Below are 13,169 nucleotides of genomic sequence, written 5' to 3'. Positions count from 1 at the left end.
TCAAAAACTGAAACTGCCAAAAGAATCCGACCATACTGCACTGGCCTCTTTTTCACAATTACGCTCAATATAATAATCGAACAAAAACTCTTTCTGTGCCTTTGTTGGTTTCTTGACCGGATTAACTAACGGATATGCAATCCCATGCGTCGGATTATGTAATAGGATCCATCCTCTTTCTACAAGCCAGTCTCCGGCTCCTATCAGACCTAGATTGTTGCACTTAACCTGCATATCAATTTCTTTATCTTCTGCCTGCTCGGGATAATTTTCATCTAAGTATGACTGAGCCCAGCTTTGGTGTTCGCCCCACTCAACTGCATGGAAAGTTCCATTCGGTTCTAACCATCCATAATCCGGTGTAGTATGTTCTGTTTTATCAGTCATGCGCTTAACATAACTATCAACGGATCTCTGCTGACGATCTTCCTCTGTTTCTTCTCCAAGTTCTTCCCTGATTCTCCTCTGTGTTTCTTCTGGGATATATTGCATCGCTACATTCCAGCGCTGAGCCATTTTCTCAAGTTCTTTTTTTATCTTTCTTTTTTTAGTGCTTTCCTGCCAAATATCCATGTTTCTTGGCAACTTCTCCTCTTCTCCTGGTCCATATATCTCAAGATGGTATGTTTCATCTTCTGTACTTCCTTTCAAAGCTGCTCTCCCGATCAGGATATCTTCCGCATATCTTCTGAGCTGTGCTTCCGGTGTATCCGTTCCAGACATGCAGGAAAACAGAAATTCCATGATTTTCTCAAAGCTTTTTTCTCCTTCGTAAAACCATTCTCTTGCCATTTTCGTGATAGTTTCTCCGTCAATTGAAAATGATAATTCTTTCATCATTTCTCCCATTGCACTTTCCCTCCTTTTACTCTCGATTGCAATAATCAACAAATGCATTAATTGTCTCATCTGCTTCGCACCGCGTATAAAAACGTTTCTTTCGGTTGTTCTTTCTGCACATCGGTTTTCCATGCATCTTGCGCTGATTATTTGTCAGCAACATAATTTCTGTTGGTTGTTCTCTCAATTTCACTTCTTTTTCCTCCTCTTATTTTTTCTGCCCCAGTTTCCTGAGGCAGATTATGTTATTAATCAAGTAGACATTCCTGCGAGATACTGTATTTTTCTTTCAATTTCTCGAATGCCTTATTTGTTACCCGGTATTCATTCCAACCGACTCTATAGTTTCCGGGGCTACAGAAATCCTTTTCTTGATATTTCTTTACGAACTCAATTCCCCTGCCTTTGATTTCCAGCGGAGTATCAATGAACCAGTGTTTTCCGTAATATCCTCTGGATGCCTCCATCTGGCACTCAGGTTTCCGCCCTCCCATTTCAGGTGTATAACAATATACTCCCGGAGCCTCAACCGTTTCTTTCTTAACCGGATTAGGTCCTGCCAGCTCCAATCGCTTCTCCCTTCCCTGCTCTGTCAGCTTCTGTGCTTCTCCATCCAGCAGATTTCCGGCTTTTTCCAACTGTTCTATGGTCTCAATATAAACATTAAGAACATCTCCTGTAGCTGCTATAGCAATCAGTCTGGAAAGGTTATCATACCCATTACTGACTGCCTGTTCTTTTACTGGAAACTGAATAATCTGTGCCATGCCCTTTGCCCTCTCTTTCTTACTTCTGACTGTTTATATACTTCCTGCATCCCGCATAGGATCCAGAATAAACAACCTTGCCTTCGTGTGTCACTGTGTATGTATCACTCCACATTGCGATCTCGTACACATTCCCATTTGCCAGCTCATATCTTTCCATCAAGTGCCCTCCCTTCTCTGGGCTTCGTCTCTTATTTGCTCATTCTGTTAAGAATTTCCTCTTTAACGATTGCATATGTTTCTCTTTTTGATTCTTCCATTTCATAAAATTTCTGTTCGGTGTAACGTAAGAAACATTCAAGTAACTTCTCGTTTTCCATTGTTTTTGCTATTTCAATTTTTTCTGCCTTTGTCATAGTATTTTTCCTCCGTATGCTCATTTTATTGAGTTATTTTTATACTAAACTCGTTTTGTTGAGTTTAATATAACACGTAGGTAGTAGTTGTCAATACCCTATTTTACAAAACACACAAAAAATAAAAGGACAGCCCATTTTTAATGAGCCATCCTCTTCTGCTTTACTCAACACCCTCCTGCATATTCTTCAATAATTCCCATGCCATCTTGAAGCCTGCATAGAATCCTGTTTCCTCCGCTGCTGCTCCGTACTGGCTTACCCATAACATGATTTCGTCTATGCCATCTTTCCTGATCTGAAACTCATTTAATATATCAGTAACCCTTTTATATGTAACTGTCATGCTTTCTGGTTCTGGTTCATCGCCTTCGATTCTGCCTTCGTAATAACTCTGAAATATCTTCTGTAATGCTGTCATACTTGTACCCCCAGGATTCTTTGTACTTCTTGTAATTCATCTAATGTACAGCTCTCCCATTTCACACCTGATGTAAAATGTCTTACAAGCTTTCTCTTTTTGTAATAATCTTTTGCTGCTTTCATATCTGGAAATAATATTGTCTTATGTCCGTAATCAATATTTTCTTCTAAAAAACTATCTATATAGTCTGGTTCCTTAAATCCTATCAGCAAATAATCCGGTACCGCTTTGATATCTACTTCTTCCCCTTTTACTGCATACAGGTATTTCCGGCCAATCTTTACAACAGTATACTTTTTTGGGTTCAATCCTTTCAGCAATACGATATCCTCATAAGAAAACGCATATGCCGTCTGACCAATCTTAAAATCTTTTAATGTCATGCCTGTACTCCTCCCATTGCTTTTTCGAACATCATAAACACGATCTTTTTCAAGAAAGCATTTTCTTCTTTTACTTTCTCATAGTCTTTCTGCATCGTTTCAATCTCTTTTTCTTTCACCTTCATGAGTGCAGCATTCTCATATCGTGCATCGCTGCACCATTTTGTGATCGTAGCTTTTGATACTCCATACTTCTCCGTAATCTGTCGGAATTTCCATTTTTCCTCCTTGTGCAAATGGACCACCATCTTTTTGAACTCTGGATCATACCGCTTGGATGTATCGTGGTTTACCTCAACTTTGCTCTGCTCCATTTCCTCTGGAATGTCCACTTTCTTTGCCTCTGCTACTGGTTGCGCCAGATCATCAATCTGACTTAGAATCTCGCATATTTTCTGTATATACTCTTTGTTCATAAGCATACCCTCCGTTATTTAGTTCTTTCTCGTTTTTTATATAATTTCAAAGAGCCATAACCAAAACAGAATGATTGGGACTCCTACAGAAAACAAACCAAGAAATGCACCAGAAAGCTTTGTCTCTATTTCGACCTTTCTCTCTTTTTTTCTTCTACGGCTTCTCTTTTCTTTTGCCTTACAATACGCAAGGATCTTTGCATATTCTTCTGCTGTATTTTCACTTGTGCTTTCTTCCACAACTGACCAGTCCCCAAAATCTACAATCGTAACATAATTGTCTGTCATTTCATTTGCCCTTCTTTCTCGCTTCAACCTTATTCTGACACTTTCCCATACCGCCCAGGACACAAATCATCGGACCTGCAAAGTTCTTACTTTCATGCCATAATGCTATGCGATTGGATATGTTACTTTTATATGGCGATCCATACTTTACCGCCCGTGCAGTGCTGCTCCGGTGCTTCCGCTCCCGTATCTGGTTTCACTTTAAAACCAGCAAACCTGTTGTCCTGCATTGAGCATTTTTTAGGCGTTCTCTGCTCGATCTTGCTCACCGCCTCTGCATTTCACTCTAAAATCCAGAGAAACTTGTTGTCCTGCACCAATCGCTTGACCTGCCATCATCAGCACCAGACGGTCATTTCTGACCGTTTCGGCTATCCATTTATTATTGCGTTTATGGTATCCAATGCCTGTTCATAGCTCCTTAATGCTTTGCCTTTATGCGGACCTATAGTAATGATGGAGCCCCATTTCGGAGTGTTGATCCTGTCTGTGCTATGGAATTTTCCCCCATTCTTCTTAGCAAATGCCCTGAATATTTCCATCGCTTTCCGTTTATACTGTTTCTTTGTCATGTCTTTTCCTCCTCTATTTTTCTTTTTCCATTGTGGCAACACCGATATATTTCTCAGCATTGTTTATGGATTCCATGACAGAAATTGTTTCTTTTTTAGTACAATATCTGCCAAATACATATTTATGGCACCCATTTGTCCCAGCTATTGTCCGGGGTGCTATGTCAACTATCACCTTATACATTTCGACTCCTTTCGATTTTATTCGACTTTTTTCTACTCGTTTTATTGAGTTTTTATAACTCATTTACTCGTTTTGTTGAGTTTAATATAACACGTAGGTAGTAGTTGTCAATACCCTATTTTACAAAAAATGAGTTTTTTCGCGTTGATGCTCAATTTAATGATGTTGTGTCACAGAATGTGCAATGCTATCATTAAAAGAAAAAGGAGATTTTTTACATGAAAAAGAGTAAAAGTTTTACCCCCCCCCACGCATTTTTAGTACCACTATCCATTATTCTGGCTTTTTGTCTATTCCTTTCCTTATCCATCCCCATTCATGCCACTGACTATGAGTTTCTATCAGGAGAATACAAAAACAGAGAAATTGTCACCGACTATATAAATGAACTCCAATATTCGATTCCGGCTCACTGGACAGCAGATATAACCACATCTGATGGTCGCGAATCCAGAAACTACACCATAAAAAATGGAACTGTTTTAACGATTATGTATATGCCACTACCTAATAGTGAGAATCTCTCCGGAAATTATTCATACGTAAATGCTGTCGTAAGTTCAATTACGAATGGTATGACAGATTACTCAGAAACATCTCGTCTGGAGGGAACAATGGGAGATTATCCTTCAGTTACTATTGGTTATACATGGACATCCAGTAGCAACAATATTTCGAGCTGCTCTTTGTGCGTATGTACTAATCAAGGTGCTTATGTCATGACTTTTATGATTAGCCAAAATAATACTGATTCGGATTTGCTTAACGATATGATTATGTATACTTTCCAAAACTCCACTATTGTTTCCTACTCTGATAAAACTATTATTCAGGACGTGCAAACAAAATTAAACGCTTTAGGTTATGACTGCGGTACTCCTGATGGAGTTGCAGGATCTGGAACTCAGAATGCGATTGCATCTTATCGAAAAGATAAAGGATTAACAGATGGTAGTTCTATTGATGCAGAACTTCTTTCTTCACTTAATAGAAATATGTTATCCGCCGAAGATAATTCTTCTGTTCAGTCCGATGCAGATTCTTCTAACCCTCTGCTGAACGCTCAAGTTGTTACTGCTCCGGTAAAAAGCGGAGATAATTCTAAAACACTTGGAACCTACGCATATATCAGCATCGCTAAGGACATTTTAAAAACTGTTACTTTAGAACAATTTACTGAATTTGCGCAAACAGTGGTTGATAACAGTGGTTATAACTGGTTCTCCATCATCTGTGAAGATGGAACTGGTATTTGCTTTTCAGGATCAGATATCTACTATCCTTCTTACGGAAAATTAGATACAGACGGTGCAATTACAGACGGATATGGTGATATTACGTGGGACTTTAACACCAACTCATATTCCTATACACCAAGACAATAATTTTTTTATTTTTATAAGATTTTAACGAAATTCAATTACAAATTTTATATATTTCTCACTAAAATGAGTTATTTTTTCCAACATTTGTTGGCTTTAATTTGTAAGCCGCTTGAAAGCCTTTGACTGGCTCAGATTTAGGTTTAGAATAAGATTAAGAATATAATTAAAATATATGATCAAATCCGCCTGCTTTGTCCCTCAATTATACCGGGACAAATTGGCTTACAAGTGGCTTTTTGAGATTGAGATTAAGAAGTAGAATTAAGATTTTAGATAAATACATATGCTCATTTGCACCAGAATTGTCCCGGGACAAATAGAAAAAGTCCCGACACCATTCAGGCATCGGGTAATTTTAGAAAACTCAATATTTTGTAGTTGACTTTTTGCTGACTACGGAATATGATAATAACAGCTAAGCAAACTGATGAAAATGCATTAGGCAAAAACAAAAACCCCAGAAGTGGTCGAGACTTCTGGGGTTTTCTATTCCGTTTATGTAAGGTGGCTTATACCTTTTAGACTGTCTGCGCTGCCTTATTTGTCCCCATCCAGCCATTTGCAGATGTAGTAGCTAATTACACCTGCTACGATAGAAACAAGCAAACTGATGAATAAATCATGCATTAGACCTCACCTCCTTCCTGCCGGAGGTGCGCAGCAAAATCATGTTACCACATTTCTGGAATATTTTCTACAGTCTTTTGAAATATCCTGCCGGAACAAATTCTCTTACAAATCCCTCAGCATTTGGATATGGGATTCTCACAAAATACCACTTCTTTCCTGCAGAGTCTTTTTCTATGTACTTCATTACATCCACAACGCTGTTTTTCTTCAACATCGGGAATAATTTTGACTGCTTTGTAGCATCACTGGCAGTATAACACTTACAGTCTTTCGTAAATCTCGCAACATAGGCAACGGTGTTCTGTTTTTTCTCTACAGAAGTGGTCGCTGTCACGGTCTGATCTCCAGCATACCGTAAAACACAATTCCATGGATAATTTCTGTAGCTTCGGATCAAGAACTCTTTTCCTGTCTGATCTCCCGGTTGCCCTCCGTGCGCGGTTCCCTTCTCATTGATCGAGGCTTCTACTTCTTTTCCGTTTCCACAGTACATCGCTACATGTTTAGCTTCGTTAAGCAGTACATCTCCTCGCTGAAGCCCGGATCCTGTTTTAACATTCACGGAGGCAGTAACATCTTTGAAGCCGTTCTTCAGGAATACGTTTTTCATATCTCCTGTATATGTTGCACCGCTGGCTTTAACTGGGACTCCTGCATTCTGCCATGACTGAATCACTGCTGAAGAACAGTCAAAATCTCCTTTTTCTCCCCAACGGTAGTCCTGATCATAACCATGGGAATCATCATTCGCCCAACTTTCCATCTGCTGAATTGCTTTTTCTGTCTTTGTCATTTCTGCACCTTCTTTCTTGTCTGTATCTTCTGCATATTTTCGAATCATATCGATAACCGCAGTCTGCCTGCTTTCATAATCTCCAACTTGATTCGGGAACGGGTCTTCCGGGTCCTGACAGAGAATTGCATAAATCTTCTCTGCTGTATATGGTTTTACTGTTTTTGCCAAGATTCTTTTTAATGCCGCATCGCCTCCCTGGTGGATAATATTTATACACTCCATCATTGCAGAGTCCGGCATGGCTCCATATGTTTTTGTAATGCTCTCAGCATATTCCTGAATCTGCTCCTCCATATACGTATCCTGACATTGCTTACCATGACTGGTACTGATAATTTCTACGATACATTTTCCCTTTTCTGATCCAGCACTCACTCCATACGCAGACCAGCTTTTCATCAGAAGATCAGCTTCCAGATTTGCCGTATCCATATCTTTGAACAGTTTTGGATTTCCTCTCTGGATCCTGTATAACAGTTCTTTCGCCTCGTCTGCATACCATTGTCCCGCACCAATCGTGATTGCTTTCTCGTTATCGCAATTTGCTCCAACTCCTGCAAAAGCCGAATAATCCTGTCTTCCGTATATCTGGTCACCTGATTCCACTGCATATAAGATTTTTCTAAGTACGGTTACATTTTGTTTATTCATAAACTCACCCCACTAAAAAAAGAGCCTTTAAACAGGCTCCCGGTTACTCGTCTTTATCTGGAAATTTAATCTGGCCAATTGACTGAATGACTTTATCATATCCTACCGTTGCTGACAGCCAGGATAATAATACTAATGCAATCAGGATCACTGCCATCTTTCCGTTTATCGCGGCTTCTGTAAGGATTATATATCCAGCTCCTACTGCTACTGACAGTACTACTGCAATCACACCAGCAAGCAGAGTCGGATGGTATACCTTTTCACCCTCGTCCAGTAACTTCTTGATTCCCTCTGTTACTAATCCGGTCAATACAGATACAATCATCAGTAATAATAAAAATGTTTCAAGATTCATCATTGTTCCTTGTCCTCCATTTCTTCACTTTGATTTTGCTATGTGTTTTCTTCTTGTCCTGCATTTTCACATCCACTCCCATGCTTAACATGCCGTTGAACATTCGTAGCAGGCTCATGCACGAATTTAAAACACTTACCCTAACATTTCCTCACATACATATATACAAGCCGCCAAACGCTCAAATAAATGAGTTTACGTATTTTACAATTCAACTTTGTGAGTTTGTGGATAAAATTGTGGATAAATCAGAATCCGATCTGCTTTGCCAGGAATCCGACAATAATTCCGATAACGGTTGTCAGTACATATCCTGTAACCTTTCTCCACATCTCGCCATCCCGGTTTTCCAACGTCTCAAGTCGTTTTCCCTGCCGGCTCTGTTCCTCCACCATATTCTTCACAGACAATGCAAGCGTCTGTACGGAGGATGTCAGCTCGGAAATCTGCTTGGTTGTCTCTTCCAAGAGTTCAATTCTCCTGTTCTGTCTGGTGTTCTCGGCATCCAGTCTTGCGCAAAACTCTTTGTGCTCTTCACGAGAAATGTATTCATTCATTTTCCCCACCCCTTTCTTCTGGCATTTCCAGATCATACAGCTCGGCATATGGGCGGCACATAACTTCTATCACGTCAAGATCATTATGTATCTGTTCAATACTTTTCTCTGATTTCCCATCAATATAGAACAAGAGATCATAAACCGCAGACCATAGCTTCGCAATAATTTTCAATTTCATAGGCAACTTCTCCTGCGTTGCTATTTTTACTAAGTACAACTGACTCAATTAAATCTTTTCTGAACTGCTTACAATCGCAGTGATCCAGTATTCCTAAATAGGACATTAATGTTGCGGTAACCACATCCCTCTCGATCAAGCCTGCATTATATTCTTGAACTTTTCTTTTAAGATTTCGTTTCATCTGCAATGTAGTGCTCTTTCTGACAGTTACATAGTGCGGCCATATCCGATAGCCCACAAACTCTATGCCCTGAGATATTGGACGTATACAAGTTTTCTGATTCAAAGATAACCGCAATTGCGTCTCAACAAATCTCTCAATTTCAGCTTTCCATGCATGAAGCTGGAGTTTGCTGTCAGACAGAATAATAATATCGTCCATATATCTGACATAGAAATTGATTCCCAACGTCCTTTTGCAGAACTGATCCAGTACATCCAGATACACATTTGCAAATACCTGTGACAATAGATTTCCAGCAGGCATTCCAACATCAAAAAGCCTTTCCTCCAAAGGTACCTCGCCTGGTCCCTTTCCGGGCGGTAATCCAAATGGTGTATGTTCGCATTCAATAATGTTATACAGAATCTGTAAAAGTCGTTGATCTTTTATTTTCTTTGCAAGTAATTCTTTCAATACCTCATGGGATATCCGATAAAAATATTTACTAATATCCAATTTGAGGTAATACCATGTACCGGGCTTATGCTCTACGAATTTTAGCCAGTATCGCAGCCTTTCCATAGCGGCAAGGGAACCTTTGCCAGGTACGCATCCATAAGAATCTTTAATGTATCCTTTTACCAGCATAGGATTTACAACACGATATATCGCCCATTGTATAATGCGATGGTAAAATGAAATCGACATGATCATTCTCTTTTTAGGCTCATACACATAAAAGATAAAATACTTATCAATTTTATATTCACCTGATTTCACGTCCTGCTGTATCTTCCTGATAACATTCCAGATATCATACTGAACACGCAGAACATCCCTGTTATATCTCCTGCCTTGAGATGCATCCTGAATCGCCTCATACAGATTTTCGTCAGAGAATATCAAATCAAAAACCTGCTTGATTTTCATTTAATTCCCCTTATTTTTTTGTATTTTGTTGTGTTTAACGGCTTTCCCATCTGGTACTCGCGGCCTCCACAACTGTCGCTATATCCGCTCAACGCTGTCAATATAGTGACATTTTTCTCCTGCTTTTCAGCCGGAGCGGAAACGGATTCCTTTATCCCCTCACACTGTCGGTAGTCCTTGGAGTTCCCGATTCTGGCATACAAGGGTGAAGCGGAGCGCAAGCCGATGTTCGTGTTGGAGTTCGAACGAGAATTGTTCAAGTTGACGTTGAAAACGCCGGAAGTGCCAGTGTTGTTCCAGCTCCCACCACAAATCGGCAAACGCTATAACCCGTTCCCAAAGAAAACAATTTAATGTCTCTTATATCGGCCGTTTCCATATCCTGAGGATTTCCGCTGCTGAGTAGCCGTATTTTCAGCAACAGAATTTTCTCCATTTACTGTATTGATATACCCTCCAAGCATTCTGCCTATCTCTTCTGAGCGGTTCGTCCATTCTTTATAGCTGGATATCCCTTTCAAAACTCTAATCCGGTAAGCCACTTTGATATATTTTTGTAATGTCTTATTCTCTCTGTCGAAATCCCCAAGTGTTGTTTTCTTGTAATATTTTTCTGCAATATCAACCGCAAGCCGCAGCATCTTTTTCATGCAATCCATGAGATCATTTCCGATGGCGTACTTCTCTGCAACACTCCACCTCATAACAATTGGATATGCATAGACCATCATATCTTCGACCTTCTGAAGAATCTGGAAAGAATAATCTTTCGCGACAGTTCCAGTATTTTGGCTATCCTCCATATTTCCACAGCCTCCAATTTTTTAATGCCCTGCTACCGCAGGGCAGAACAGTTACGCAGTGTTACAGTTATTCAGAAGCGGAGCGCAAGCCGATGCTCGAGTCGGAGTTCGAACGAGAATTGTACGAGTTGACGTAGAAAACGCCGGAAGTGCCAGTGCCGTCCCAGCCCCCACCACAAATCGGCAAACGCTCACCAGAGGTATTCACTCCATGATAATCTCCACCGTAATCTCCGTTCGGCTCATCTGGATACAGGAGCAGAGCTTTTGCCAATTCAGGTACCACCGTAAGCCCATCACCTAAAGTCATATTATTATACGGTAACCAGTTACCCTGATCTTTTGGTGTGATATCCCCTTTTGTGAGCTGAATCTTTCCAGATACAACGTCCCATTTCAGAGTGCCGGCAGTGCCCGGTTCAACCAGTGAGCCATCTGCAGCAATCGCTTTCCAAAATGTAGAACTTGCACCAAGGCTTACATCGGGTGACATGCAGTTTGAATATGGAATGACCTGAATCTCTCCATTTACCAGACGCATACCTGCACACCATTCCCAAACATTACCGTTCAGGTCAAAGATTCCGTCAGGCATCCAGTTATGACTCCATGTATTCGGTCCTGATCCAGTCGCACATCTTGCAATCTTGCCACTTTCGTAATAAGTCGGAACACCTTTTTCATGAGTGTACGCATGATCGCATCCGTAATTGTTATTTCCTCGTGGCATTGTGCTGTTCTTCCTGCACCATAATGCAATTGCACTCCATAATGCATACGGCATAAGTCCCCAACTTTTACCTTTATTCCGGCAGAAATTTACTGCCTGATCGAAATTGACGCTTGCTCTCGGATCACGCATCGGAAGGGAATACGCACGTTCATTCAGGACAATATTCTGAAATTTAGAAACATACAGTACGTCTTTCTCCACTCCATTGATTATGAATGCAGGGTGGACATTCTCACTTCCTCCTGTAATCAGATCAGACATTTTCATCTTGGGAAACGGAACCATGATTGACGGCATTCCTAAATCGTCAAACAATACCGTGTTCTTTCCCCCGGAAAGTGCTTCAATAGATAATTTGAGATCATCAAAATTCGGCATTTGCTATTCCTCCATTTCCCATAAGATCAGTGTACATTTGTCCATAGAAAAAGGAACCGGATTGCGTTCCATAATGGTCTGCTGCTCGGTTCCATTTTCATCTTCCGGATTGTACGCCGGATTCTCTTTTTCTGTTTCTGTATATTCTCTTGCCGGGATAATAAGCTGCGCTACATATTTATCGCCTGCACTGGCCCCCATAACCAAGCCCCCGGTATAATCCTGACAAATATCAATTGGCACTTCATAGTCCCTCTCTTTTTTGTCAACACGGATTGTGAGTTCACCATCACCAAAGTCGATAGATTTGCCATCAACTTCGTATTCCACAAATTTTTTGCCATTTTCTGGCTTTTTAATAACCTTCATCAGTAATATTTCCTCCTGTTCCCAGCCATCCTGATTGTTTCATTTGTTCTCGCAGCGGTCACCTCTGCTGCCTCTCTCATTGCAGGATCACTTCTGTCTACTCCATAGGATTTCATAATGTGTTCTGCTTCTGCCCGTCTCTCCTGATTCGGAATAATTACATTTGCCATTTTAGATGCCTCCTCTTACATAACACCGCACTACTACTTTTGTTGCAGAGCCAGTGTATTTGATCTTAAATCCGTTCAGTAACTTGTCGGTGATCTCAAATTCACCAACAGCGCCCCCGGTAACACTCACAGCTTCAACCGTAACGGTATAATCCTTCGTGTTTCTCGGAGTTACAAGTTTCAGGGTTTGCGTGGAGTTGTTATGAGGGTATACCTGACTATTCGTCAAGGTCGCCTCGATCACTTCTCCCGTGATTCCCTTTAATTCCTCATCCTGTCTCAGCAACATTCGTGTTGCTTCGGATGCCATCAGCATTGCCTCCAAAGCTGCTAAATCCATAGTATTGAAATTGGTTGCATTCTGTGGAGTACCCTGCTGTTTTACAGTGCCCGGATCCCTTTCTAAAGTCACCTTATCGCCATCCACATTATGTTTGAAGCGATTTGGAAATTCACACACCTGGTCTTTCCATCCAACAAGATCACGCATCTTTTTTCACCTTCTTTCTGCTATGACATAATTTCTGAAATGTTCAACTGCACAACATACAAAAAGCCCTCCGCAACAGAATCCATTTTTAAGCGTTCTGTCTTGGAAAGCCATAATTGACTGTCTGTATCATACAGCTGCACTTCTGATACTTCCCCGGATCCAGAAGATAACTCAATCTTGAAAGATATCTCCACCACTCCTGCCGAGGAAGTTTTCACCGATTCAATCGGCACTTTATAATAGGTCGAACCTATCTTGTATTTTGCATATGCAATCCTGCGTCTTGTATAATCACAATAGCCCTGAATTGCAGCACTTGTAAGTAAAGCCATTCTTTCA

Annotated in this window: 23 protein-coding genes; 1 reads left to right on the top strand and 22 read right to left on the bottom strand. The window is 40.5% G+C overall.

Annotation, left to right across the window (positions count from 1 at the left end):
• From KQI87_RS05870 to KQI87_RS05820, 11 genes are all read right to left on the bottom strand, one after another.
• Complete coding sequence (locus tag KQI87_RS05870) at positions 1-849, bottom strand: hypothetical protein (protein WP_216459302.1); 849 nt, start codon at positions 847-849, stop codon at positions 1-3.
• 16 nt (positions 850-865) lie between these two features.
• Positions 866-1,033: a hypothetical protein gene (locus KQI87_RS05865; protein ID WP_216459301.1), complete on the bottom strand. Its 168-nt coding sequence runs from the start codon at positions 1,031-1,033 to the stop codon at positions 866-868.
• 55 nt (positions 1,034-1,088) lie between these two features.
• The gene (locus KQI87_RS05860) at positions 1,089-1,607 is read right to left on the bottom strand and encodes a hypothetical protein (RefSeq protein ID WP_216459300.1); all 519 of its coding nucleotides are present in this window, start codon (positions 1,605-1,607) and stop codon (positions 1,089-1,091) included.
• A 19-nt stretch (positions 1,608-1,626) separates the two neighbouring features.
• Positions 1,627-1,767, bottom strand: a complete 141-nt coding sequence (locus KQI87_RS05855) for a hypothetical protein (protein WP_216459299.1) — start codon at positions 1,765-1,767, stop codon at positions 1,627-1,629.
• Positions 1,768-1,798: 31 nt separating this feature from the next.
• Positions 1,799-1,963: a hypothetical protein gene (locus tag KQI87_RS05850; protein WP_216459298.1), complete on the bottom strand. Its 165-nt coding sequence runs from the start codon at positions 1,961-1,963 to the stop codon at positions 1,799-1,801.
• Positions 1,964-2,126: 163 nt separating this feature from the next.
• Positions 2,127-2,384, bottom strand: coding sequence for a hypothetical protein (locus KQI87_RS05845; RefSeq protein ID WP_216459297.1), 258 nt, complete (start codon positions 2,382-2,384; stop codon positions 2,127-2,129).
• Entirely contained in the window at positions 2,381-2,770 is a 390-nt protein-coding gene (locus KQI87_RS05840) for a beta barrel domain-containing protein (RefSeq protein ID WP_216459296.1), read from the bottom strand. The genes KQI87_RS05845 and KQI87_RS05840 overlap by 4 nt, the downstream gene beginning before the upstream one ends.
• The gene (locus KQI87_RS05835; RefSeq protein ID WP_216459295.1) at positions 2,767-3,186 is read right to left on the bottom strand and encodes a transposase; all 420 of its coding nucleotides are present in this window, start codon (positions 3,184-3,186) and stop codon (positions 2,767-2,769) included. The genes KQI87_RS05840 and KQI87_RS05835 overlap by 4 nt, the downstream gene beginning before the upstream one ends.
• 36 nt (positions 3,187-3,222) lie before the next feature.
• On the bottom strand, positions 3,223-3,474 hold the full coding sequence (locus KQI87_RS05830) for a hypothetical protein (RefSeq protein ID WP_216459294.1): 252 nt from the start codon (positions 3,472-3,474) through the stop codon (positions 3,223-3,225).
• A 371-nt stretch (positions 3,475-3,845) separates the two neighbouring features.
• Positions 3,846-4,046 (bottom strand): hypothetical protein, encoded by a 201-nt coding sequence (locus KQI87_RS05825; protein WP_216459293.1) that lies wholly within the window; start codon positions 4,044-4,046, stop codon positions 3,846-3,848.
• Between the two features lie 13 nt (positions 4,047-4,059).
• Positions 4,060-4,230: a hypothetical protein gene (locus KQI87_RS05820; protein WP_216459292.1), complete on the bottom strand. Its 171-nt coding sequence runs from the start codon at positions 4,228-4,230 to the stop codon at positions 4,060-4,062.
• A gap of 218 nt (positions 4,231-4,448) precedes the next feature.
• Between KQI87_RS05820 and KQI87_RS05815 the strand changes: the two genes are divergently transcribed.
• The gene (locus KQI87_RS05815; protein ID WP_216459291.1) at positions 4,449-5,615 is read left to right on the top strand and encodes a peptidoglycan-binding domain-containing protein; all 1,167 of its coding nucleotides are present in this window, start codon (positions 4,449-4,451) and stop codon (positions 5,613-5,615) included.
• 694 nt (positions 5,616-6,309) lie between these two features.
• On the opposite strand, the gene KQI87_RS16535 is transcribed toward KQI87_RS05815, so the two are convergent.
• The 11 genes from KQI87_RS16535 to KQI87_RS05760 all read right to left on the bottom strand — a co-directional run bounded on the left by KQI87_RS16535 (position 6,310) and on the right by KQI87_RS05760 (position 13,162).
• Positions 6,310-7,692 (bottom strand): NlpC/P60 family protein, encoded by a 1,383-nt coding sequence (locus KQI87_RS16535; RefSeq protein WP_253292390.1) that lies wholly within the window; start codon positions 7,690-7,692, stop codon positions 6,310-6,312.
• A gap of 43 nt (positions 7,693-7,735) precedes the next feature.
• Complete coding sequence (locus KQI87_RS05805) at positions 7,736-8,053, bottom strand: aminopeptidase (protein ID WP_253292389.1); 318 nt, start codon at positions 8,051-8,053, stop codon at positions 7,736-7,738.
• 245 nt (positions 8,054-8,298) lie between these two features.
• The gene (locus tag KQI87_RS05800; protein WP_216459290.1) at positions 8,299-8,607 is read right to left on the bottom strand and encodes a hypothetical protein; all 309 of its coding nucleotides are present in this window, start codon (positions 8,605-8,607) and stop codon (positions 8,299-8,301) included.
• Positions 8,600-8,788, bottom strand: a complete 189-nt coding sequence (locus KQI87_RS05795; protein ID WP_216459289.1) for a hypothetical protein — start codon at positions 8,786-8,788, stop codon at positions 8,600-8,602. The genes KQI87_RS05800 and KQI87_RS05795 overlap by 8 nt, the downstream gene beginning before the upstream one ends.
• Entirely contained in the window at positions 8,745-9,884 is a 1,140-nt protein-coding gene (locus KQI87_RS05790; RefSeq protein ID WP_216459288.1) for an RNA-directed DNA polymerase, read from the bottom strand. The genes KQI87_RS05795 and KQI87_RS05790 overlap by 44 nt, the downstream gene beginning before the upstream one ends.
• Positions 9,885-10,234: 350 nt before the next feature.
• The gene (locus KQI87_RS05785) at positions 10,235-10,687 is read right to left on the bottom strand and encodes a four helix bundle protein (RefSeq protein ID WP_216459287.1); all 453 of its coding nucleotides are present in this window, start codon (positions 10,685-10,687) and stop codon (positions 10,235-10,237) included.
• A gap of 67 nt (positions 10,688-10,754) precedes the next feature.
• Entirely contained in the window at positions 10,755-11,798 is a 1,044-nt protein-coding gene (locus tag KQI87_RS05780; protein ID WP_216459286.1) for an SUMF1/EgtB/PvdO family nonheme iron enzyme, read from the bottom strand.
• 3 nt (positions 11,799-11,801) lie between these two features.
• Positions 11,802-12,167 carry a hypothetical protein gene (locus KQI87_RS05775; RefSeq protein ID WP_216459285.1) on the bottom strand — a complete coding sequence of 122 codons (366 nt, stop codon included), beginning with the start codon at positions 12,165-12,167 and terminating at the stop codon, positions 11,802-11,804.
• Positions 12,167-12,337 (bottom strand): hypothetical protein, encoded by a 171-nt coding sequence (locus tag KQI87_RS05770; protein ID WP_216459284.1) that lies wholly within the window; start codon positions 12,335-12,337, stop codon positions 12,167-12,169. Before KQI87_RS05770 ends, KQI87_RS05775 begins: the two co-directional genes overlap by 1 nt.
• A 1-nt stretch (position 12,338) precedes the next feature.
• A complete protein-coding gene (locus KQI87_RS05765; protein WP_216459283.1) occupies positions 12,339-12,827 on the bottom strand; it encodes a hypothetical protein in 489 nt (162 codons plus the stop codon).
• Positions 12,828-12,847: 20 nt separating this feature from the next.
• Positions 12,848-13,162 carry a hypothetical protein gene (locus tag KQI87_RS05760; RefSeq protein ID WP_216459282.1) on the bottom strand — a complete coding sequence of 105 codons (315 nt, stop codon included), beginning with the start codon at positions 13,160-13,162 and terminating at the stop codon, positions 12,848-12,850.
• Positions 13,163-13,169 lie beyond the last annotated feature (7 nt).

It is taken from the genome of Blautia sp. MSJ-9 (assembly GCF_018919065.1).
Taxonomy (GTDB): domain Bacteria; phylum Bacillota; class Clostridia; order Lachnospirales; family Lachnospiraceae; genus Blautia_A.
Note: the sequence above shows the minus strand (reverse complement) of the source record. Positions and strands in the feature narration are given on the sequence as shown.

Bases quoted from the DNA above. Each gene is read 5' to 3' on its own strand.
- KQI87_RS05770 (WP_216459284.1), bottom strand. From the start codon at position 12,337: ATGGCAAATGTAATTATTCCGAATCAGGAGAGACGGGCAGAAGCAGAA.
- KQI87_RS05790 (WP_216459288.1), bottom strand. From the start codon at position 9,884: ATGAAAATCAAGCAGGTTTTTGATTTGATATTCTCTGACGAAAATCTG.
- KQI87_RS05800 (WP_216459290.1), bottom strand. From the start codon at position 8,607: ATGAATGAATACATTTCTCGTGAAGAGCACAAAGAGTTTTGCGCAAGA.
- KQI87_RS05835 (WP_216459295.1), bottom strand. From the start codon at position 3,186: ATGAACAAAGAGTATATACAGAAAATATGCGAGATTCTAAGTCAGATT.
- KQI87_RS05785 (WP_216459287.1), bottom strand. From the start codon at position 10,687: ATGGAGGATAGCCAAAATACTGGAACTGTCGCGAAAGATTATTCTTTC.
- KQI87_RS05850 (WP_216459298.1), bottom strand. From the start codon at position 1,963: ATGACAAAGGCAGAAAAAATTGAAATAGCAAAAACAATGGAAAACGAG.
- KQI87_RS05845 (WP_216459297.1), bottom strand. From the start codon at position 2,384: ATGACAGCATTACAGAAGATATTTCAGAGTTATTACGAAGGCAGAATC.
- KQI87_RS05780 (WP_216459286.1), bottom strand. From the start codon at position 11,798: ATGCCGAATTTTGATGATCTCAAATTATCTATTGAAGCACTTTCCGGG.
- KQI87_RS05820 (WP_216459292.1), bottom strand. From the start codon at position 4,230: ATGTATAAGGTGATAGTTGACATAGCACCCCGGACAATAGCTGGGACA.
- KQI87_RS05765 (WP_216459283.1), bottom strand. From the start codon at position 12,827: ATGCGTGATCTTGTTGGATGGAAAGACCAGGTGTGTGAATTTCCAAAT.
- KQI87_RS05760 (WP_216459282.1), bottom strand. From the start codon at position 13,162: ATGGCTTTACTTACAAGTGCTGCAATTCAGGGCTATTGTGATTATACA.
- KQI87_RS05805 (WP_253292389.1), bottom strand. From the start codon at position 8,053: ATGATGAATCTTGAAACATTTTTATTATTACTGATGATTGTATCTGTA.
- KQI87_RS05870 (WP_216459302.1), bottom strand. From the start codon at position 849: ATGGGAGAAATGATGAAAGAATTATCATTTTCAATTGACGGAGAAACT.
- KQI87_RS05840 (WP_216459296.1), bottom strand. From the start codon at position 2,770: ATGACATTAAAAGATTTTAAGATTGGTCAGACGGCATATGCGTTTTCT.
- KQI87_RS05855 (WP_216459299.1), bottom strand. From the start codon at position 1,767: ATGGAAAGATATGAGCTGGCAAATGGGAATGTGTACGAGATCGCAATG.
- KQI87_RS05860 (WP_216459300.1), bottom strand. From the start codon at position 1,607: ATGGCACAGATTATTCAGTTTCCAGTAAAAGAACAGGCAGTCAGTAAT.
- KQI87_RS05825 (WP_216459293.1), bottom strand. From the start codon at position 4,046: ATGACAAAGAAACAGTATAAACGGAAAGCGATGGAAATATTCAGGGCA.
- KQI87_RS05815 (WP_216459291.1), top strand. From the start codon at position 4,449: ATGAAAAAGAGTAAAAGTTTTACCCCCCCCCACGCATTTTTAGTACCA.
- KQI87_RS16535 (WP_253292390.1), bottom strand. From the start codon at position 7,692: ATGAATAAACAAAATGTAACCGTACTTAGAAAAATCTTATATGCAGTG.
- KQI87_RS05830 (WP_216459294.1), bottom strand. From the start codon at position 3,474: ATGACAGACAATTATGTTACGATTGTAGATTTTGGGGACTGGTCAGTT.
- KQI87_RS05795 (WP_216459289.1), bottom strand. From the start codon at position 8,788: ATGAAATTGAAAATTATTGCGAAGCTATGGTCTGCGGTTTATGATCTC.
- KQI87_RS05775 (WP_216459285.1), bottom strand. From the start codon at position 12,167: ATGAAGGTTATTAAAAAGCCAGAAAATGGCAAAAAATTTGTGGAATAC.